We start from the raw sequence: 19,352 nt of genomic DNA on the forward strand, positions 1-19,352 counted from the left end.
TCATTTAGAGAGCATACTTTCAATCAGCTATTGTATTAAGAGATATCATCTTAGTATTTAAGTGATATTCTGCGATAGAGAGTTTAGGTGTAAGAACAGGCAACCAAACTTTAGTTTATTTTAGACAATTGCAATTGGTTGGCCACACGCCGAAATTTGATAAACGAAAAAACTCTCCACGGAATGATATAACCGAAAGCCACTAGCATAAATAAAGCTGTTTTACCTTGAGGATCCAAGTCGGACAATTCTTGACGCAGAGCAAACCGTACGAACACAATTCCTATGAAAGCTGCGATAAATCCCCAGTTTTTCTTGGAATAAATCAAATTGTCTGCTCTCACTTCGTAATTAGTCGTCCAAATCAATGGGATTGAAAATATAACGCCAAGCCCGAAGGCTATTCCAAAAGCCCAAGCTGGTTCATTCACGTTCGGGTTAATAATTAAAGACAGGCCAGGGATTATGAATAATAATGGAATCAGTAATCGAATCCCGTTCCCCCGTATTGGACGGTACATGCTTCTCGTCCTTCTCCATATAACTAAAACGGCTATAAAAGCGATCATCATATAAAAAGTGTTTCCGTTCATTTTCTCGCTCACCTCATCGATTTGATACTTTTATCTTAATAGTTTTGGCATGCCTTATTTAGTGATAAAGGTAATTTTCTTAATATGACGATAGTCATTTTATGGGGGTACTGGGAAGCCTTGTGCTTGATCGTTCTTTCATAAAACTAGATAAACCTCTTACTCTTCTTATTTTCATCACAGCTAAACCCACCTTTTCTCGAAAACTCGAATAGTAATTAATGTATATTTTAAGCATTTTAGGAAGTCTATGCATCTGAAAAGTCAACGCTGTTCAAATTTACAAATAATTTAAGCGCTTATACTTAAAATAATTAATGAATTCGTTTTTCTTATAGGAACGGGGAGAAAAAGTACGAAATATGGAGAGAAATTTGAATTTGACAGGTAAATAGCTCTGAAATTCGCAGAAAAATCCTTGGAAGTGATTGACAGGACTTTCCTTACAGGATAAACTCTTTTTTGAAGATTAAAGCGTTTAAACTTTTAGACAGCGCAAAGTCGTCCTGGATGAGGGGGTGGAGCCAAGAGTGATTGTGAAAACCAAATATAAATGATAGCGCATTCAAAAAATGGACTTTTAGGTCATTCGTTTTCATTATGGAAAAGAAAAGAGGTTAAGTATATGCATAGCAGAAACAAACGGAAAAAATCATTTCATGTAATGACTTGTATATTATTAACGTTCATCATGTTGACAACCACTTTTTCCAACTTTGTTGCTGCCGCGGATGAACCAGCAGCTGTGAGTAACGGAGCAGAGAAGGTTGCGGAATGGATATTTCCGAATGAAGGGGATAATGGCATCTCCATAGCAACAGGCGGTGCTTACGGAGCGGCTTCCTTGTTCCAAAATGTCGGTGGAACGTTTGAATACTATAGCGGGAGCAACAAGGATCTTAGTTATCAAGGCTGGAGCGGTGATTTTAGCCAAAAATATTGGCTTGCTACGATCTCGACTAAAGGCTTTAAAAATTTAACCTTGTCATCGGAGCAAACTTCTTCCGGCTCCGGCCCGCGTGATTTTAAACTGCAGATGAGCACGGATCGGGCGTCATGGACGGATGTGCCAAACGCTGCGGTTAAAATGACAAAAGGAGTATATAGTTGCCCTCCTAACGATGAATGCAAATTGAAAAACGTTGCGATTCCAAGTGAAGCGAATGATCAGGAGCTTCTGTATCTTCGCTGGGTCGTTAGCTCGGGACAGAACACAAATGGCAATAGTGATGGAATTGGAGGCGGAGGCTCCAGCAAAATCAGAAACATTCTGGTTCAAGGAGAGCGTATAGATAACTCGGCCATTCCTGTACCGACTATTGATCTGGTTAAGCTTCCAAAGGACAAGGCTGAAAATGTATCGGTGGATGCGCCGTTGACCGTGAAGTTTAATAAGGCTATCTCTTTAGACACCGCATCTGCTGTAAGCATTGTCGACAATGAGAATAAACCATTAGCCGGTGTTTCACTTGAAGTTGTAGGTGGAAACACGCTTAAAATTAATCATCCGGAGTTTAGCTATGGCAAAACGTATACGATCTCTGTTCCGAAATCATTAATCAAAGGTACAGACGAAGTGACTCAGATTCGTGATTTGGCATGGAGCTTTAGCATACAACAATCGCCTTTCTTGCCGAAAATGATCAATATGACATTTAACGGTGATCCCAAGACGAGTATCGCTCTAGCATGGTATACCGATACGATGACAGACTCTGTCGTTCAAGTCGTTGAGGCTTCGAAAATGTCAGGGAATGTTTTCCCGGCAGATGGAGTAGTCAGCTATAAAGGAACGGCGGAGGAAATTGAAACCTTTATGACAGAAGCTGATCGTGATTCCAAAACCTTCACGAAATTCATTAGTCATAAAGCAATCGCAAGAGAGCTGAAACCAGGTACAGCTTATAAATTCCGAGTTGGCAATGGAGAAGAAGGCAGCTGGAGCTCGATTGGTTCATTTACAACGGATACAGCAGCTAACCAACCTTTCCGCTTTATTGCAGGATCGGATTCGCAGGCTTCTAATAAGTCTGATTTTGAACCGTGGGCAGATACGTTTAGGAAAGCAGTTGATTATATTGGCGATCCTAAATTTCTGATCAGTGCGGGCGATTTGGTCGACAATGGAGATTTGGAGGAGCAATGGCAGTGGATGCTGGGCTTAGCACAGGATTCTCTCACGAATGTTCCTTATGTGCCTGTACTTGGCGGTCATGAAGTGAATGATTATGACGGTGATGTAACGACGCCTAATAATAACTTCTATAACCACTTCAACTTGCCTAAGCAAACGGTAGCCGGTACGGATGAAGGTTCTGTTTATTCCTTCGAGTATGGCGACGCGCTCTTCATGGTATTCAATTCTCAATATGAAGGCGGACTTGCTGCGAATGGGAAAGATGTAGAATGGGCGGATAAAGAGTTCTGGGATCAAGTGAAATGGATGCAAAACACAGTAGCGAAAAGCGATAAGAAATGGAAGTTCGTCACTTTCCATAAAGGACCTTACGGAGCTGGCGACAATTCAGCGCAGTGGGAAGATGAGCGGGTACAATTTTACAAAAAGTATCTTATTCCTGAATTTGACGAAATGGGAATCGATATGGTGTTCGAAGCCCATGATCACATGTATATGAGATCATTTCAAATGTTAAATGATGAGATCATTAAAGATTTTAAAATCGATGAGGAAGGCAATGCCATCGATCCTAAAGGGACAGTCTACCTGATGTCTAATGCGTTCGGAAATAAATTTTACGAAAAAAATAATCAGCATTATATTGATGAAAATGGGGATGCGCAAGAAGTAAAGGATGAGAACGGCAATCCCATTCCTTATGATGATTACTTTGCTGAGATTGACACTCAACCATTCAAGAAAATGTTTACGGATGTGTCTATTTCGGATAAAGTACTTGCTTTTACCGCATTCACAGCAGCTGTTGCAGACGAAAAAGCTGAAAATACAGTTGGCAAGGGATTGAAAGCTTATGATGATTACGGAATCAGAAGAACGGATACGAAGCCGGAGAAGGTAGAGAACGTCAAGGTGAAGGTGGAAGGGGATAAAGCGATTTTATCTTGGAAGAAGCCTTCTACAGGAACAGAACCGGTTAGAGGATTTAGAATTTACGAGAAGAACGACAAAGTAGCAGCACACTGGAGCGAATATATTTCGGTAACCGGCAATCAAACAGAATACAGCTTAGAAATTAAAGACATCAATTCGAATAAGAAATATGATTTTATCGTCAAGGCTGTTGGAACAAGAGACAACTCCGCTCCGGTGGAAGTCACAACGATTGAAAATGGTGCCGAGAATGAGCCGCCATCAGCACCAACAAGCTTAACTGGAAAAGCCGTATCCCCTTATCAGAACGAATTGACTTGGGCGGCATCCTCTGGGAACATCATCGTGGCAGGTTATAATGTGTACCGTGATGGCGTGAAAGTTGGCGCAACATCAAGCTCAAAGCTATCCTATTCCGATACAGGTTTAGCTGCAAACAGCACTTATACGTATGAAGTGAAAGCAGTTAATCAAGAGGGACTAGAATCGCTTGCAAGTAATTCGATAAGCGTGAAGACGAAGCCAGCTGCTGCGGGTGAAGGTCCGCTTAAAGCATTCCCTCAGCATACCGCTTATGCGGACGGCACAATTAAGCCAAATCATATTACGCAAGCTGATATGGATAATACCGTGTCAAGATTATATGACGAGTGGAAAACGAAATATTTGAAAGAGAATCCATATACCTCAGGTCAATATTATGTGTGGTATGCGGATGGAGACTGGTTTGAAGAGAATGAGATTACCGTTTCTGAAGCTCATGGCTACGGCATGCTGATCACTGCTCTAATGGCAGGCCATGATAAAGATGCGAAGAAGTATTTTGACGGTATGTATCGTTATTTCAGAGCACATCCAAGTGAAATTAATCCAGACCTCATGGCTTGGCAGCAAGCTGATAATGGTAAAGCAATTATTGACATTAACGGTGTGGATTCAGCTACAGATGGAGATATGGATATTGCTTATGCACTTCTTCTTGCGAGCGAGCAATGGGGAAATGATGGGGAAATTGATTATTTGGCTCAGGCTCGTAAAGTAATAAAAGCCATTATGGATAGTGAAGTCAACCAAAAGGATTGGGTATTAAGAATTGCCGATTGGGCAACTAGCGGCGAGTATGAAAATGCTACCCGTCCTTCGGATTTCATGCTGCAGCATATGAAGGATTTTGCTGTTGTTTCCGGCGATGGCCGTTGGAATCAGGTAGTCGACAAAACCTATAACGTGATGGAAAGCCTTTATAAAAATTTCAGTCCGAACGCTGGTCTGCTTCCAGACTTTGTCGTGAAGGATACTGACAGTGGAAGCTTTATACCTGCACCGCCGTTCTTCCTAGAATCAGATACGGACGGCGATTATAGCTACAACTCATCCCGTACACCATGGCGCATAGGTACAGACTATCTCATTACAGGGGAAAAACGTGCAAAAGATCAGTTAAGTACATTAAATGAGTGGATTCGTAAAAAGACGGATAACGATCCACAAAATATTTTGGCGGGCTATAAATTGGATGGCTCGGAAGCGATAGCTGATTATCAAGATATCACTTTCTCAGCTCCGCTAATGGTTAGTGCAATGATCGATTCATCCAATCAAGAATGGCTAAATAAGCTTTGGGATCATAATACGGCTGTTAAAACGGAAGATGATTTATATTTTGGCAATAATCTCCGTTTGCTCAGCATGATTGTCGTATCCGGCAACTGGTGGACACCAACTATCGTTGATACGGATGCGCCTACTGATCCATCGAATTTAAAAGCAGAAGCGGTTTCCAGCACTCAAATTAATTTGACATGGTCTGCTTCTACTGACAATTTGGGAGTAGCAGGCTACAAGGTTTTCCGCAATGGTATTGAGCTGGCAACAACAACAAGTACATCTTATAGTGATACAGGGTTAAGCTCGGAAACAGCTTACCAGTATTATGTCATCGCATTCGATCATGCGAATAATTTCTCCAAGGCAAGCAATGCGAGAAATATTACGACACCTAAAGCGCCAATCGGTGGTAATTCAGGCGGCGGCACTGGTATAACAGAGATTGTATCTACGAATGGCAAAGCAACAATACCAGCTGGTTACTCAGCAAAGGTGAGTTTAGGTGAGAAAATTAAAGTCACGATCCCAGCTGGAGCAACAGCTCAGGAAATTATGCTGACCATTGAAGAGCTGCTGGATACGGCTAAGCTTTTCTCGAAAGACGATATTCCTCTCAGCTCAGTCTTTGAAGTGTTGAAAAACAGTTCGGGTAAATTCAGCAAAAATGTAACACTCGTCTTTGAATTTAATTCATCGCTGCTTAAAGAGAATCAAACGGCAGCTGTATTCTACTTCGATGAGACGAGCAAGAAATGGGTATCTATTGGAGGCAAGATAAACGGTAATAAAATTGAAGTTGAAGTGGATCACTTTACGAAATTTGCTGTCATGGCAATAAATAAAAATCAACTGAACTTCAAGGATATTGATGGTCACTGGGCACAGCTGAATATCCAAAAGGCAGTGGCAGAAGGCTTTGTAAATGGTTATTCAGACGGCACATTTAAGCCGAATATTTCGGTAACACGTGCGGAGTTTGCAGTGATGATGATGCAAATGCTGAAGCCGCAAACAAGCGGAAGCGAGCTGCAATTTAAAGATAAGTCTGCTATTGGCGCGTGGGCGGTTAAGGCAGTAGCTCAGGCTGTTGAAGCTGGTATTCTTACAGGTTATGAGGATGGCAGCTTCCGTCCAAATGCAAGCATATCAAGAGCCGAGATGGTAGCTATGATCGCAAAAGTTACTGGCCTTGATGCAGATGCAACCGGCAAAACAGGCTTTGCTGATGACAGTGCTATACCTGCATGGGCTAAGAAGGCTGCTGAAACGGCGAAGAAGCAAGGAATTGTACAAGGACGCAGCGGTAATAATTTTGAGCCAGCTGGCGTTGCTACCCGTGCTGAAGCGGTTACTGTGCTGCTGAAATTGAAAGAAGTTATGGGGAAATAATGTCTGAGCTTTACCGTCATTTATGCTTTGCAACGGAGCCGCCTTTTGAGGCGGCTCCGTTTTATTAAACAAACCTCAAATTTGTCTTCTCCTCATCACAGCTATACTTGCTCATTCTCAGTTGTATTCTCCTGCTTACTTTTACTCGCGCCCGGTGCACGAATCAGTAATATACCTAGAATGAACAAGGGTACAAAAATCGTGAAAATCGTAGCAAAGGGTGTCCAGTTTTTAGTGAGGAAATCATTGACGGAAATCGTATTTGTGTAACATAACAGCGCTAGAGCGATCAAGCCAAATCCCATGGGAATGACATATGGCTTCGAATCCTTCAATTTGAATAGCTGGCAGAGCCCAATCAACGATGCATCAAACGTCAGCACAATCTTCATCACGATAGATAAAATCCAAATGAACATCATAATGCCTTCAATACGTTCAAGAAAATGGCCGATGTTAATATTTTTCGCCAGCACGTAGGCCGGAAATAATTGATTAGCGGTGACGGCAGCTCCCATTACGCCTATACATCCCACAGTAATGATGATCAGTACAATTCCACCGATTAGGGTTCCCCATACAAAGCCTCGTCCTCTTTTTGCTGATTTCGCTACATAAGGATAAATCATGAGCAGTACAATCATTTCCTGAAATCCGGAAAAGGAGAAGCCAGCTTTTACAATGGGCTTAAAGCCATACTCCAGTATGGGTTCAAAGTCTAGAAATTCTATTTTCCATAACGGTTACCGAGACTGACATAAATGAGGACGCTTAGAATGTTGAGTCCGATCCCTACTATGGCTACGATCCAAGCATCCTGTTTCGCTACCAAAGTAAGCCCTGCAGGCGTAATGAGGATGGAGGTGCCAATTATGAAAAAAATGACTAATATCGTGAACGTGCGAACACTTAATGCTAAAATGAATGAGTACACAGTTCAAACATTTGATTCTATGACTAGCTTTAGTGATAATGAGAAGGTTAAAGCGAAATTCATACCTACTTTGCCGCTGTGAAGCGGGCATAATCAACTAAAAGAGGGTTAAACCAATGAATATTATAATCAGACCAGAAAACAATGAAGACGTTAACGAAATCTACCATGTCGTACAAAAAGCTTTTGAAAATGCTGACTATTCAGATCATGATGAGCATCACTTGGTAAACAGGCTTAGGCTTTCAGCGAACTATATTCCGGAGTTATCTCTTGTAGCTGAATACGAGGCCGAAATCGTGGGTCATATTCTTTTTACAGAAATAAAAGTAGGCAATCAGACGCTGATTGCTCTTGCACCTGTTGCTGTATTTCCAGAGATGCAAAGCAAGAGCATAGGGAAGCAGCTGATAATCGAAGGCCACAAAATCGCTGCACGGCTTGGTTATAAAGGTTCCATTGTTTTGGGTCATGATAAGTATTATCCGAAGTTTGGTTATAAAAAAGCCAGTCAATATGGTATCGAAGCACCATTCGAGGTTTCTGACGATAACTTTATGGCATTGGAGCTTATTGATGCTGGACTTTCAGATGTCCATGGGGTTGTAGAATATGCTAAAGCGTTTTTTGAAAAGTAGATGATAAACGGGAGAGTGGAGCAATTGCTGCGGCAGTTGCTCCATTATTTATGTTTGCCAGTAATCGTCATGATGAAAATATGAGTTTTATGTTCAAAATATTCAATATGCACAAAATATTTCTAATTATTTATAATTAGCCAAGTTGTTGGTACTATACTGTAGGAGGTGTTCGAAGCAGCGTACCGTTTTTTCTATCATTCAATCATAACTTATTAAGGAGATCAATTGATTTATGAGCACAAGTTTGACTAAATTACTCACAAGCGCAGTTATGCTAGTTCTGTTAGCTTCAACTGTCGCTTATGCAGCACCAGCATCAAAATCCGAGAGCGAAGCATCGCATTGGAGTTATGATGGCAGCACTGGACCAGAGCACTGGGCCCATCTTAATGCGGAATATGCTGCTTGCAGTGCTGGAGTGGAGCAATCACCAATCGATATACATAGCGACGAAGCAAATAAAAATGGCAACAAAACGAAGGTGACCGTCCATTACAAACCAACCTCCTTTACCTTTGGCAATAGCGGACATACCATTCAAGCCAATACATCTTCAGCTGCCAATCAGTTGACAATAGGCGATACTAAGTACACATTGGCTCAATTCCATTTCCATACACCGAGTGAGCATTTAATAGACGGAAAAGCATCCCCCTTGGAGCTGCACTTTGTACATAAGAGCAAGACTGGAAATCTAGCTGTGCTAGGCGTACTTATTAAGGAGGGTAAAGGAAACCCGGCCTTGACTGAAATTTGGTCCAAGCTGCCCAAAACAAAGACAGCTGCTGATTTTATTTTGAAAAACAAAATTGATCTCAGCACGCTTCTTCCTAGTGATCTGGACGCTTATCGCTACCAAGGATCACTGACGACTCCGCCTTGTTCCGAGGGCGTGAAGTGGACTGTTCTAGAGAAGCCTATCGAAATGTCGAAAGCTCAAATAAAAGCATTTCAAGCCATATTCCCTGATAATCATCGTCCTGTTCAACCCCAAAATAAACGTACCATTGCTGAAATAGAAGTAAAAGCAATTTATTATAGGAGAACAATGTAAGTATCCTAATATGCTGCAATTACGAAAACAAATTTAGGTCTTTAAACACAAAAAATGGTAATATATACATCCTTGTGTCATAAGCTTAGGTCGTTGGGGTTGGGTGCAAGACCTATTTTGAGCGTGAAAAATATTAGTTCTAAAATAGCAGTGCAAAATAATAACGTTTACATTATGATTGATTCATAGAACATTCCTCAGCTACAATCCGATTTTAGGATCATTCATCTCCACCACACTTCGGTACAAACATCCGGAAAGATTTCTCTTTTTACCAAACCTCACACCTTCCCATGAACCCAAACCATACCTATCTTGGCTTCACTACTCATTTTTTAATGCGTGTATAAGCTCTTAGGAGTTTATATAAATTCGGATTTTAAAGGAGTTGGTCGCTTAAAGTGAACCTATCTTTATAGACGTCGCAGCTATGATGAGAGGGGGGAAATGATACTGATATCCGCATGCTGTTAGGAAATGGATGGATTCTAAAACCAGACCAAAAACCTAGGAGGTAATGTGATGATGAATCAGATTCATAGGAATTCGAGTTTGAAGAAACGTGTGTTGGTTGCTTGTCTCGGTCTGCTGCTTCTATTAACCAGTATGATTGCTTTCGTTAAGCCTGTTTCTGCTCATGGTTATATCGATAATCCTGCAAGTCGGGCGATACAATGTAAAAATGGACTGAATACGAACTGTGGCGCAATTATTTATGAGCCGCAAAGCCTCGAAGGATTAAAAGGTTTTCCAGCAACTGGACCTGCAGATGGTAAAATCGCTAGTGCCGGCCTTGCTGCCTTCGCCAATCTTGACCAACAAACAGCTACACGCTGGAATAAGGTCAATATTAGCAGCGGTACCAATACATTTACTTGGAAGTTCACAGCCCGTCATGCGACGACAAGTTATCGCTATTTTATTACCAAGCAAGATTGGAATCCAAATGCCCCGCTTTCTCGTGCACAGCTTGATCTGACACCATTCTGTACGGTACAGGGGAACGGTCAACAGCCTCCAGCAACATTGTCCCATACCTGTAGTGTACCAGAGAGAACTGGTTATCAAATCATCCTTGCCGTATGGGATATTTATGATACACCAAACGCTTGGTATAACGTAATTGATGTTCAGTTTGGCGCTTCAGACAACATTGCCCCAACTACTCCAACGAACCTTACAGCAGGTACAGTCGGTACAACAACAGCTTCACTATCATGGGGAGCTTCAACGGACAATAATGGTGTCTCAGGTTATGAGATCTATTCCGGCTCTAACACCTCGCCAATAGCAACCGTTCCGGGAAATCAATTAAATGTCAACCTGACGAATTTGATTGCCGGAACCACCTACAACTTAACCGTCAAAGCGTTTGATTCCTCCGGTAATCGATCTCCAGCCAGCAATAGCGTACAAATAACGACGGTTCAGATCCCGAACGACACGACTCCGCCAACGAACCCGTCTGGACTTCATGTCATGGGAGCTCCTGGCTCAAACTCACTTACACTGATGTGGAACGCCTCAACGGATGCTTCTGGCATCGCGGGTTACCGCATTTATGTCGGTTCAAATGTCGTTGCAACAGTAACGGGCACAGCTACCGAGAAGCTCGTTACGGGTCTTACTCCTAATACTTCCTATACGTTCACGGTTCGTGCTATTGATCCATCTCAAAATGAATCAGGCAACAGCAACGCAGTTACCGCTACGACTGCTCAAGGACCAAGCGCTACACCATGGGCTGCTAACACGGCATATGCAGCGAATGCTCTAGTCTCATACAATGGTGCGACGTATAAATGTATTCAACCGCACACTTCGTTAGCAGGTTGGGAGCCTAGCAACGTTCCCGCGTTGTGGCAGCTGCAGCCATAAACTAATTAAGCCCTCGGAGTTGAATGGGAGCTCCGGGGGGCTTTTTTGTTTTAGATGAAAATAGTACAAAAAACTAATACTAGTTGCAGCAAAATAATGGTTAGATTATTTTTTTGAATTTTAGGTTAAAAAGTCCTAAATAAGCGGACAGTTTTGAATAGAATCAATCAATATTAATGTATAAATTTGTCGTATTCCAATGCCGAGGTTCAAAATGAGATGATTCTTGCTACCTATTCAAAGGGTGTTCACGAAATTATATTGAAAAATAGTGTAAATGATCTACTCTATTTTCGTTGACAGATTCATGCTAGAGCATGATAATAATTGTAATTTATAGGAATTGGAGGGATGAACAAGGATTTTTTTATTTTGTTGGAATTTGTGTAAGTGAGGATTCAGATGCTCCTCATACATTAAACCTTTAAAGGAGTGTAGTAATGTTCGATAAAATTGCTGATATTTTGTGCATGATCAAAGAAGACCAGCCGGAACTCCGCCATTCCCTCTCCCCTGAAACGAATCTGAACAATGATATTGGCCTTGATTCTTTGCAAATGATCCAGTTTATGCTCCAAGTCGAGGATCAGTTGAATGTGGCCATTGACTATGACGAATTCGATTATGAGCATCTCCAGTCGATCGGAGCTTTTATTCAGTTTGTGAAAAGCTGCCAGCCGCAAGGCCAGCCGTTGTACGAAGATGCTAAGTCGTAAAGTCGACGTGATTGCGAAAATGGTTATGGGTACCTTCGACCCCGAAACGAGGTGGAGAGATCCTGATCTAGCCAAGCTGCCTGCTATGCCGGACAAGGATAGCGAGTCCATTGTCCTGTGCATGGATGAGCTGCTCTTTCCGTTTTGCGGGCCTAATGATATCCTCTACAGCCGTTGCAAAATCAACCCAGCACTGCATGAGTATCTAAATGGGCTAGGTTTTTCGTTTGGAACTCGTTATCACTATGATTTGAATGATGAGAAGGATCCCTTGCCCGAACCGGACTTATTTAAATCATGCATGTTCAGGCTTGCGGCCGATCAAGCAAGGCTCTCCAAACCGGCAAACAAAGTGCTTCAGACAACCGGTTCCGGTTTCCCCGAGGGTGTGGTTTTGCAGCAGATGAAATCACAGGGTGAAGAGATGTTCTCCCGCGCTGCCAAAATGGTGTCCCCGTACGCCATAACATCGGATACGGAAGCGTACCTATACGCCGCCGAACTTAGCGGTTCCTTGCCAGATCTAGAGACGGTTGTACGTGTTAATTCAAAGCTGTATTCCAACAGGCTCTTGGCTAGAATAGGCGAGAAGTGCTACGGCATGGAGGCGAACAGCGCAGCAGAAATAGAGACGGTCGGAAGTGCTCTATTGAAGCAGGGGCACTATTTATTAAAAGATCCCTTCGGCGTTGCTGGCAAAGGCAATATGCTCATTGACAGCGAATCCATGCAGCGAAGAATAACGGATCACTTGCATAAACAGGAGGAAAGAGGTTTGCGCTCTCAATTCCTGCTTGAGCCGCTGCTAAAGAAAAAGACCGACTTCAGCTCTCACTGGTTCATCAAGGAGAGTGGCGAGACGGAGTTCATTTCAGTTCAGCGGATGATTAATCACCAGCAAAACTACAGCGGGTCTATCAAAGCGGATGATGTTTTTATCAGCATGTTGGAGAACGCTGGCTATTTCAACGTGATGGAGAAAGCGCTCCGGCTGCTGGCGGGAGACGGCTACCACGGCTTTGTCTGCTTTGACTCCATGATATTGGAGGACGGAAAAGTCGTATCGATTGTAGAGATTAACGCCCGCAAGTCGATGGGACTTATTAACGCGTATCTCGATAAATGTTGGGAAACGTACGGACATAGCGGCTGGCTTACGTTTTTATCCCTCGGATTACCGGAAGGCTTCGAGTTTGGCACTCTACTGCACGCACTGCGTGCATCTGAACTTCTGTTGACAACCCCCTCAGGGTACGGGGTTGTTCCTCTATCATCCAATACCGTAATGATAAACGAGATTCTGACTCGCCGCCGAATGGCGGAGGGAACGCAAAACAAACGAGGCATGCCGAAGGGACGGCTCTATGTCTCGGTCGTAGGCCGAGATGATGAACACCGCAGCGAACTGATTAACAGCTTGCGACAGGTGCTCGCCGACTTATCCGTTAAAGTGTACAACTAAATTTGGAACGCGGGAGCTGAGCATGAATTCATCTTCAGTTATTTTGCTGGCGTCGGGTAATTCGCTTGGCGCGTACATTCCGGCTATGCATCTGCATACGTACCTGCAAAGCATAGGAGTCGAAACGGATATTTACGTTCTGGAGAGCTTGTATGACGAAAAAGTGCGAAGCAAGATCAGATCCACCAAAAAAGCATTTCATGCGGATTTCGCTGTTGCTCTTATGGGGCATAAGCTGGCCAAACCTGTTGACAATTCCTTGGACGAGGAAGAGGTTCAAAGACTGCTGAACGCTTGGAAACAGGCCGATGTCACCCGTTTTGCGGTGTTTACGGGTTTCTGGCTGCCTATATTGGAGCGTTACAAGACAGATTCTAACAAGCAATTGGACATCCGGCTGATCCGACTGGATGCGTGGGATACCCCGTCGTTTAAGGTACATAAGCAGTTGTACCCCGTCTATAAGAACGTTTGGTTTTACGAGCTTCAAAAAATGTCTCCGGGCAGTTATATCGCTTCAGACGAAGCGAAGCCTTTGCCTTTCTGGCAGCGCGCCGGACGCATTCTGATCCATGGCGGTGGCTGGGGAATCGGCACCTACGCCATGACGATCTCCGAACTTCGAATGCTCGGACACCGTCTGGATGTCATTGTTTACAATCCTTCAGAGGTGGAGGAGGACGACGGGACCACGCGATATTTTGGGACGGAGGTCTCCTGGGATCCGTGGAGCAGGGACAAACATGGGAGACATTCTTTCCCGCCTATGATTCAGTATATCCGTGAAGACGGACTTCTCAGGGAGTATCCCCTCAAGGATTACTCAGCTTACACCGAGCTGATGCGCAATTGCTGGGCGATCATCAGTAAGCCGGGGGGAGCGACTTTGAACGATTCGTTGTCACTTGGAATCCCTTTTGTCATGTTGGAGCCGTTCGGCGACCATGAGCTTCATAATTCAACCTATTGGGAATCTTGTGGACTCGGAATCCGCTTTACGGAGTGGAAAAACCAACGTTTTTCGGAGCATTTGCTCGAGGAGACTTGCACACGATTATTAGAGCAGCGGTCAAAAATTAACCATTTCGGGAGGATCACCTATGCAGCCGAAAACAGCAGTTACGTTTGACCAAATCACATTTCGTAATATGAAAAGAACGCTGGTTCCGCTGGCGGAAACCGGAAGGAAGCGCAGAGATGATCCAACTTATGCAGCACCCGTGCCTTATGAGATAGGAATTAAGCTTAATAATGGCTGCAACCTACGCTGCACACACTGCTTTGAGTGGAATCCGGATGGCTTCCATCACGGTTTTGCGAAAGAAGTGAAGAAAGATGAAATCGATATTCCCGTCGTGGAGAAGATTTTGGCTGAAACAAGAGCACGCAAATCACGTGTTTTCCTGTGGGGCGGCGAACCGTTATTTTACTCCAAATTCGATGAGCTGGCAGAGCTGCTATCCAAAGAAGAGCGCTACACGACGATTTGCACGAATGCGATTCTCATTGAGCAGAAGCTGGATTCCATTCTGAAAATGTCAGAAAATCTGGTCATGCTGGTCAGCCTTGAAGGCTTTGAGAAGGAAAATGACGCGATCCGAGGCAAAGGCACGTTTAAAAAAGTAATCCATGCGATTCAGCTGCTGCTAGATCTGAAAAAGCAGGGTATATATAAAGGCAAGGTTTCTGTGGCCTTGACGGTTAACGACCAGATGGTCGGCAAGCTTTACAGCTTTATGGAATTTTTTGAAGAGATGGGCGTAGATTCTGTCTATTTCTGCTTCCCCTGGTATATCCCTTCTGATACGGCGGATAGAATGGACACCTACTTCGATGCTCATTTCCCGCACCTTGCCTCCCGCTTTGCAGACGATCACAAGAATAGTTGGCACTCCTTCACGTTCCACATCTCGCCAGACAATTTTGATATTTTGCTCGAAGAGCTTCAACGTGTGAATTCCCGAATTTGGAATGTGCGTGTCCGTTATCAGCCTGCGCTGGAGCCCGAAGAGGTGGAAGGATTTATCCGGGGCAGCGAGAAACCGGCTATGAATCGTACGAAGTGCTTTTCGATCTCGAATCGGATGGATGTGATGCCGGACGGCAAAGTGAATCCGTGCAAATTTTTCCCGGAATTCAGTGTTGGCAATTTGTACGAAGAAAGCGTAGCCGATGTTTTTCACGGTGAAGATCTTCGGAAACAGCGTGAAATTGTTGCCTGCGGTTTAATGCCGATATGCTCTAAGTGTGTGCTGCTGTACAACAATGGAGTTTAAGCCAGGAGGAACGGGGATGGACTATATCCGTGTGCAGGAGCTGCACAAATCGTTCGTGTACTACCGGAAAGCAGCGGGGCTTAAAAATTCGCTGAAAAATTTATTTGCTCGCAAGTCGCTGGTGAAGGAAGCGGTCAAATCGCTTTCTTTTGACATAGGCCCTGGCGAATGCGTCGGATTTCTCGGACCTAACGGGGCGGGTAAAACAACAACGCTCAAAATGCTGTCTGGCATTCTCTATCCGACAGGCGGAGAAGCCGATGTGTTTGGCTATGTGCCATGGGAGCGGAAGCATGAGTTCAAACGGCTTTTTTCCATTGTGATGGGGCAGAAAAATCAGCTTTGGTGGGACCTTCCAGCTAGCGAATCGATTTATTTGAACAAATGCATTTATGACGTCGAGGATGATCTCTACCACCGAAGTCTTGCTGAGCTATCGGAGATGCTAGATGTGCAGGATCTTCTGAACGTGCAGGTGCGCAGGCTGTCGCTGGGCGAAAGGATGAAAATGGAGCTGATCGCCGCGCTTATCCACCGCCCTAGGCTGCTTTATCTCGATGAACCGACGATCGGGCTTGATTTCCCCTCCCAGAAGAAGGTTAGAGAGTTTCTGAAATACTACAATGAGCAGTTTGGTGCGACGATTTTGCTTACGAGCCATTACATGAAGGATGTGGAGGACCTCTGCAAGCGGACGATCATTATTAATGAAGGAAGTCTTCTGTACGATGGGGATCTTCACAAGATCAACGATCTGTTTGGCGAGCAGAAAATTATAAGGCTGCACTTCTCCGAACCTGTTGCCGAGCAGCGGCTGGCCAAATTCGGGAAAATTGTAAGCGGAGACGAATACAACGTTGTTCTAGAGCTGCCCAAGCATCGCTTAAAGGAAGTGTCGCGCGCCGTGCTCGATTCGTTTCCAATCATCGACTGGACGATAGAAGACGTACCGATCGAGGAGAGCATTTCCATGCTCTATCGCAAGGAAGCCGTAGGATGAACAGACGCAGATTGTACATGGCCGTTTTTAGGGTGGGCGTCCAGCATTCGATGGAATACCGATTTCACTTCTTTCTAGGTCTTCTTGGGGCTGCTTTTCCGATTCTCGTTCAATATTTTATTTGGACGGCGGTGTACGAACATTCCGGCAAGGCGGCGTTGTTCTCGTATTCGTATGGTCAAATTATTTTGTATACGATCTTGGCAGGGCTGGTGTCCAAGCTGATTGCTACCCAGTTTGAGCACCAGATTGCCGACGATATTAAGAATGGCGGTCTTAACAAATATTTGATTAAGCCAGTCAGCTACTTCGGGTACCGGCTGATGTCTTTTATCGGTCAAAAGGCGATTTATTACGTTATTACTGCACTTTTGCTTATTTGTATGATCTGGATTTCAGCCGCTAGGGATGTGCTGGATATCGAGGTCGTACGTATAATCCTGTTCACTGTGACGCTGTGGGGTGCGCTTCTGCTCAACTTTTTGATCGCCTACTGCATTTGCGCCAGCGCGTTTTATTTGCATGAAATCTCATACTTTTTTGTGATTACAAGTTTGCTAGTCAATATTTTGAGCGGTGGCATGTTCCCTTTGGAAATTTTCGGGGAATCGGTTGTAAAGGCGCTTCAATATACTCCTTTTCCGTATACCATTTATTTTCCGGTGAATGTTCTGAGCGGTAAAACAGGGACGATGGCTATGTATCAGGGGCTGTTTATTCAGGGTGGATGGATATTGCTCTTCTTGCTCATTTCCCGTCTGACGTGGCGCGTATCCATAAAGAAATATTCGGCGGTCGGGGGGTAGCAGACGTTCCATATGTTTAAAATTGTGAGAAAATACTTGCGCCTGTACGGTATGTTTATCAAAAATTGTCTCATTGCTCAGATGGAGTTTCGGGGCAATTTTGTGATGAGCCTGCTTGTCGAATCTGTCTATCTGCTTGCCAAGCTTTTGTATGTGCTCGTCGTGTTCCGCACTGATCTACATGTAGAAGGCATACCTCCTGAAGGGTTGCTTCTATTTATAGGTATGCACACCGTCGTTACGGGAATTTATGTCGGGTTGTTTTTTACAAATTTCATGAAAATTCCTGAGTATATTAAAGACGGCTCGCTTGATTTGATGATTACGAAGCCCGTTTCCCTGCAGTTTATGGCATCATTGCGATACGTCGATCTGGCGCTGCCAATTCCCGATATTTTGGTCGGTTTCACTATGGTCGGTATCGGCTGGCATGCGATGGATATTCCGTTTTCGCTCGTTCAACTTACGGGATTTGCTTTAATGCTGCTGGTCTCCGTTGTCATCACGTATTGCCTAATGATTATCCCAGCGCTGCTTTCATTCTGGTTCGTCCAGACGGGGGCGATGTCGGATATCGCCCATTCCGCCTGGGATGCCAACAATTTCCCTATGGCTATTTATCCTGTTTGGGTCCGCAGAATCGGGACCTTCGTTATTCCGCTGTTTCTTATTACTAATTTCGGACCTATGTTCCTGCTTGGACAGCTCAGCTGGTTATATGCAGGGCTGGCGCTGTTCGGATCGCTTTTGCTCTTCGCAGCTGTACGGCTGCTTTGGAAACAGGCTGTGAAGGGGTATAGCAGCGCGAGCAGTTAAGATGGTTTTGCGATCATAAGGAAATTACGAATATCAGTATCTATATCCCATGCCTAGAAAAGGAAGTGTCATCGTATGCCGGACATGGCGACAACGCAAGGCCGTACCTCGATAAATTGCGTTTTTCAGGAGCCAGATCGAATTGAGCTTATAGAGGAACAGGTGCCGAAGCCAGGACGAGGACAAATTTTATGTGCGGCCAAAAAATCACTAATAAGTACAGGAACGGAGCTGGCTTGTCTAAAGGGGCGTTTCGATGAAGGAACGGTCTGGTCCTCGTGGGTTCGGTACCCATTCTATCCCGGTTACTCGATGGCGGCGCAAGTGCTGGAGACAGGCATTGGAGTGGAAGGAATAAAGCCCGGCGATCGGGTCATCTGCCCGGCTGGTCACCGACAATATTTCCTCGCAGACTATAAGGAAGCGGCAATTATACCAGATTCGATCCGTGATGAAGAGGCGGTTTTTACACAGATCGCGAAGGTTGCTCTTCTAGGTATTCTGCGCGCAGAACCTGCTTTTGGTGAAAGAGTGGGAGTTGTTGGACTCGGTCTTATCGGCCAGCTTGTCATTCAGTATCTGAATTCGAGTGGTGCAAGGCAGATTATTGCGATTGCTCCGGAAAGCTCCCGCCTGAACCAAGCCCTTAGAAGCGGTGCGACCGATCTGCTGAATCTTACGGTAGCCGAAGCATTCGGAGCGGTAGAACAACTTACTGATGGCAAAATGCTGGACACGATATATGATGTGACGGGTTCTTATGCGGTACTGCCCTACTGCACACAGCTGACACGGGAGCTCGGCAAAGTCATTCTGCTAGGTGACTCGACAGAGCCTTCAAAACAGACGATCGGTCCCAAAGTCGTTTTCAATTCGGTCAGCATATTAGGCATTCACGGCCGAATGATGGAAGGTTTTAATGGCTGGACGGAAGAGGAAATGAACATGTTCATATTCGATTCTATCCGCCGTGGGAAATTGGACGTCGCAAGTCTCATAACGGAAGAAGCAAGCCCGCTCGAAGCTGTATCGGTTTATTCCCGGCTCTCCGGGAGTAAGCCTGATTTGTTAGGCGTTTTATTCGATTGGACGCAATTGTAATGTCAGAG

At 44.3% G+C, this 19,352-nt stretch carries 16 protein-coding genes; 13 read left to right on the forward strand and 3 right to left on the reverse strand.

The features are described 5' to 3' along the window. Window positions 1-110: 110 nt before the first annotated feature. Entirely contained in the window at window positions 111-593 is a 483-nt protein-coding gene (locus ACIFSR_RS22910; RefSeq protein ID WP_430060138.1) for a CcdC family protein, read from the reverse strand. 625 nt (window positions 594-1,218) lie between these two features. On the opposite strand from ACIFSR_RS22910, the gene ACIFSR_RS22915 reads away from it, so the two are divergent. Further along, window positions 1,219-6,660 (forward strand): glycosyl hydrolase family 8, encoded by a 5,442-nt coding sequence (locus ACIFSR_RS22915; RefSeq protein WP_430060140.1) that lies wholly within the window; start codon window positions 1,219-1,221, stop codon window positions 6,658-6,660. A gap of 101 nt (window positions 6,661-6,761) precedes the next feature. On the opposite strand, the gene ACIFSR_RS22920 is transcribed toward ACIFSR_RS22915, so the two are convergent. Continuing rightward, window positions 6,762-7,391, reverse strand: a complete 630-nt coding sequence (locus ACIFSR_RS22920) for a GerAB/ArcD/ProY family transporter (RefSeq protein WP_430060446.1) — start codon at window positions 7,389-7,391, stop codon at window positions 6,762-6,764. Next, window positions 7,388-7,594, reverse strand: a complete 207-nt coding sequence (locus ACIFSR_RS22925; protein WP_430060142.1) for a GerAB/ArcD/ProY family transporter — start codon at window positions 7,592-7,594, stop codon at window positions 7,388-7,390. The genes ACIFSR_RS22920 and ACIFSR_RS22925 overlap by 4 nt, the downstream gene beginning before the upstream one ends. Here ACIFSR_RS22925 and ACIFSR_RS22930 point away from each other — a divergent pair. The 12 genes from ACIFSR_RS22930 to ACIFSR_RS22985 all read left to right on the forward strand — a co-directional run bounded on the left by ACIFSR_RS22930 (window position 7,533) and on the right by ACIFSR_RS22985 (window position 19,344). Beyond that, window positions 7,533-7,676 (forward strand): hypothetical protein, encoded by a 144-nt coding sequence (locus ACIFSR_RS22930; RefSeq protein ID WP_339204329.1) that lies wholly within the window; start codon window positions 7,533-7,535, stop codon window positions 7,674-7,676. The genes ACIFSR_RS22925 and ACIFSR_RS22930 overlap by 62 nt on opposite strands. A gap of 34 nt (window positions 7,677-7,710) precedes the next feature. Continuing rightward, the gene (locus ACIFSR_RS22935) at window positions 7,711-8,232 is read left to right on the forward strand and encodes a GNAT family N-acetyltransferase (protein WP_430060144.1); all 522 of its coding nucleotides are present in this window, start codon (window positions 7,711-7,713) and stop codon (window positions 8,230-8,232) included. A 235-nt stretch (window positions 8,233-8,467) separates the two neighbouring features. Then, window positions 8,468-9,289, forward strand: coding sequence for a carbonic anhydrase (locus ACIFSR_RS22940; RefSeq protein WP_430060146.1), 822 nt, complete (start codon window positions 8,468-8,470; stop codon window positions 9,287-9,289). A gap of 525 nt (window positions 9,290-9,814) precedes the next feature. After that, a complete protein-coding gene (locus tag ACIFSR_RS22945) occupies window positions 9,815-11,167 on the forward strand; it encodes a lytic polysaccharide monooxygenase (RefSeq protein WP_430060449.1) in 1,353 nt (450 codons plus the stop codon). A gap of 440 nt (window positions 11,168-11,607) precedes the next feature. Next, a complete protein-coding gene (locus ACIFSR_RS22950) occupies window positions 11,608-11,883 on the forward strand; it encodes an acyl carrier protein (RefSeq protein ID WP_339204325.1) in 276 nt (91 codons plus the stop codon). After that, a complete protein-coding gene (locus tag ACIFSR_RS22955) occupies window positions 11,870-13,345 on the forward strand; it encodes a hypothetical protein (RefSeq protein ID WP_339204324.1) in 1,476 nt (491 codons plus the stop codon). Before ACIFSR_RS22950 ends, ACIFSR_RS22955 begins: the two co-directional genes overlap by 14 nt. Before the next feature lie 22 nt (window positions 13,346-13,367). Further along, window positions 13,368-14,474 (forward strand): hypothetical protein, encoded by a 1,107-nt coding sequence (locus ACIFSR_RS22960; RefSeq protein WP_430060148.1) that lies wholly within the window; start codon window positions 13,368-13,370, stop codon window positions 14,472-14,474. Next, on the forward strand, window positions 14,446-15,621 hold the full coding sequence (locus ACIFSR_RS22965) for a radical SAM protein (RefSeq protein WP_339204322.1): 1,176 nt from the start codon (window positions 14,446-14,448) through the stop codon (window positions 15,619-15,621). The genes ACIFSR_RS22960 and ACIFSR_RS22965 overlap by 29 nt, the downstream gene beginning before the upstream one ends. 16 nt (window positions 15,622-15,637) lie before the next feature. After that, a complete protein-coding gene (locus ACIFSR_RS22970) occupies window positions 15,638-16,621 on the forward strand; it encodes an ABC transporter ATP-binding protein (protein ID WP_339204321.1) in 984 nt (327 codons plus the stop codon). Further along, window positions 16,618-17,427, forward strand: coding sequence for an ABC transporter permease (locus ACIFSR_RS22975; protein WP_339204320.1), 810 nt, complete (start codon window positions 16,618-16,620; stop codon window positions 17,425-17,427). Before ACIFSR_RS22970 ends, ACIFSR_RS22975 begins: the two co-directional genes overlap by 4 nt. Window positions 17,428-17,439: 12 nt before the next feature. Further along, complete coding sequence (locus ACIFSR_RS22980) at window positions 17,440-18,243, forward strand: ABC transporter permease (RefSeq protein ID WP_430060152.1); 804 nt, start codon at window positions 17,440-17,442, stop codon at window positions 18,241-18,243. Window positions 18,244-18,318: 75 nt separating this feature from the next. Beyond that, window positions 18,319-19,344: a zinc-binding dehydrogenase gene (locus ACIFSR_RS22985; RefSeq protein WP_430060154.1), complete on the forward strand. Its 1,026-nt coding sequence runs from the start codon at window positions 18,319-18,321 to the stop codon at window positions 19,342-19,344. Window positions 19,345-19,352: the final 8 nt, after the last annotated feature.

The organism is Paenibacillus sp. NRS-1760, from assembly GCF_050467785.1.
Taxonomy (GTDB): Bacteria; Bacillota; Bacilli; order Paenibacillales; family Paenibacillaceae; genus Pristimantibacillus.

What these genes read in the sequence shown, in the direction of transcription:
- ACIFSR_RS22970 (WP_339204321.1), top strand. Translation starts at nt 15,638, where the DNA reads ATGGACTATATCCGTGTGCAGGAGCTGCACAAATCGTTCGTGTACTAC.
- ACIFSR_RS22910 (WP_430060138.1), bottom strand. Translation starts at nt 593, where the DNA reads ATGAACGGAAACACTTTTTATATGATGATCGCTTTTATAGCCGTTTTA.
- ACIFSR_RS22945 (WP_430060449.1), top strand. Translation starts at nt 9,815, where the DNA reads ATGAATCAGATTCATAGGAATTCGAGTTTGAAGAAACGTGTGTTGGTT.
- ACIFSR_RS22985 (WP_430060154.1), top strand. Translation starts at nt 18,319, where the DNA reads ATGCCGGACATGGCGACAACGCAAGGCCGTACCTCGATAAATTGCGTT.
- ACIFSR_RS22935 (WP_430060144.1), top strand. Translation starts at nt 7,711, where the DNA reads ATGAATATTATAATCAGACCAGAAAACAATGAAGACGTTAACGAAATC.
- ACIFSR_RS22915 (WP_430060140.1), top strand. Translation starts at nt 1,219, where the DNA reads ATGCATAGCAGAAACAAACGGAAAAAATCATTTCATGTAATGACTTGT.
- ACIFSR_RS22975 (WP_339204320.1), top strand. Translation starts at nt 16,618, where the DNA reads ATGAACAGACGCAGATTGTACATGGCCGTTTTTAGGGTGGGCGTCCAG.
- ACIFSR_RS22965 (WP_339204322.1), top strand. Translation starts at nt 14,446, where the DNA reads ATGCAGCCGAAAACAGCAGTTACGTTTGACCAAATCACATTTCGTAAT.
- ACIFSR_RS22960 (WP_430060148.1), top strand. Translation starts at nt 13,368, where the DNA reads ATGAATTCATCTTCAGTTATTTTGCTGGCGTCGGGTAATTCGCTTGGC.
- ACIFSR_RS22950 (WP_339204325.1), top strand. Translation starts at nt 11,608, where the DNA reads ATGTTCGATAAAATTGCTGATATTTTGTGCATGATCAAAGAAGACCAG.
- ACIFSR_RS22940 (WP_430060146.1), top strand. Translation starts at nt 8,468, where the DNA reads ATGAGCACAAGTTTGACTAAATTACTCACAAGCGCAGTTATGCTAGTT.
- ACIFSR_RS22980 (WP_430060152.1), top strand. Translation starts at nt 17,440, where the DNA reads ATGTTTAAAATTGTGAGAAAATACTTGCGCCTGTACGGTATGTTTATC.
- ACIFSR_RS22930 (WP_339204329.1), top strand. Translation starts at nt 7,533, where the DNA reads ATGAAAAAAATGACTAATATCGTGAACGTGCGAACACTTAATGCTAAA.
- ACIFSR_RS22955 (WP_339204324.1), top strand. Translation starts at nt 11,870, where the DNA reads ATGCTAAGTCGTAAAGTCGACGTGATTGCGAAAATGGTTATGGGTACC.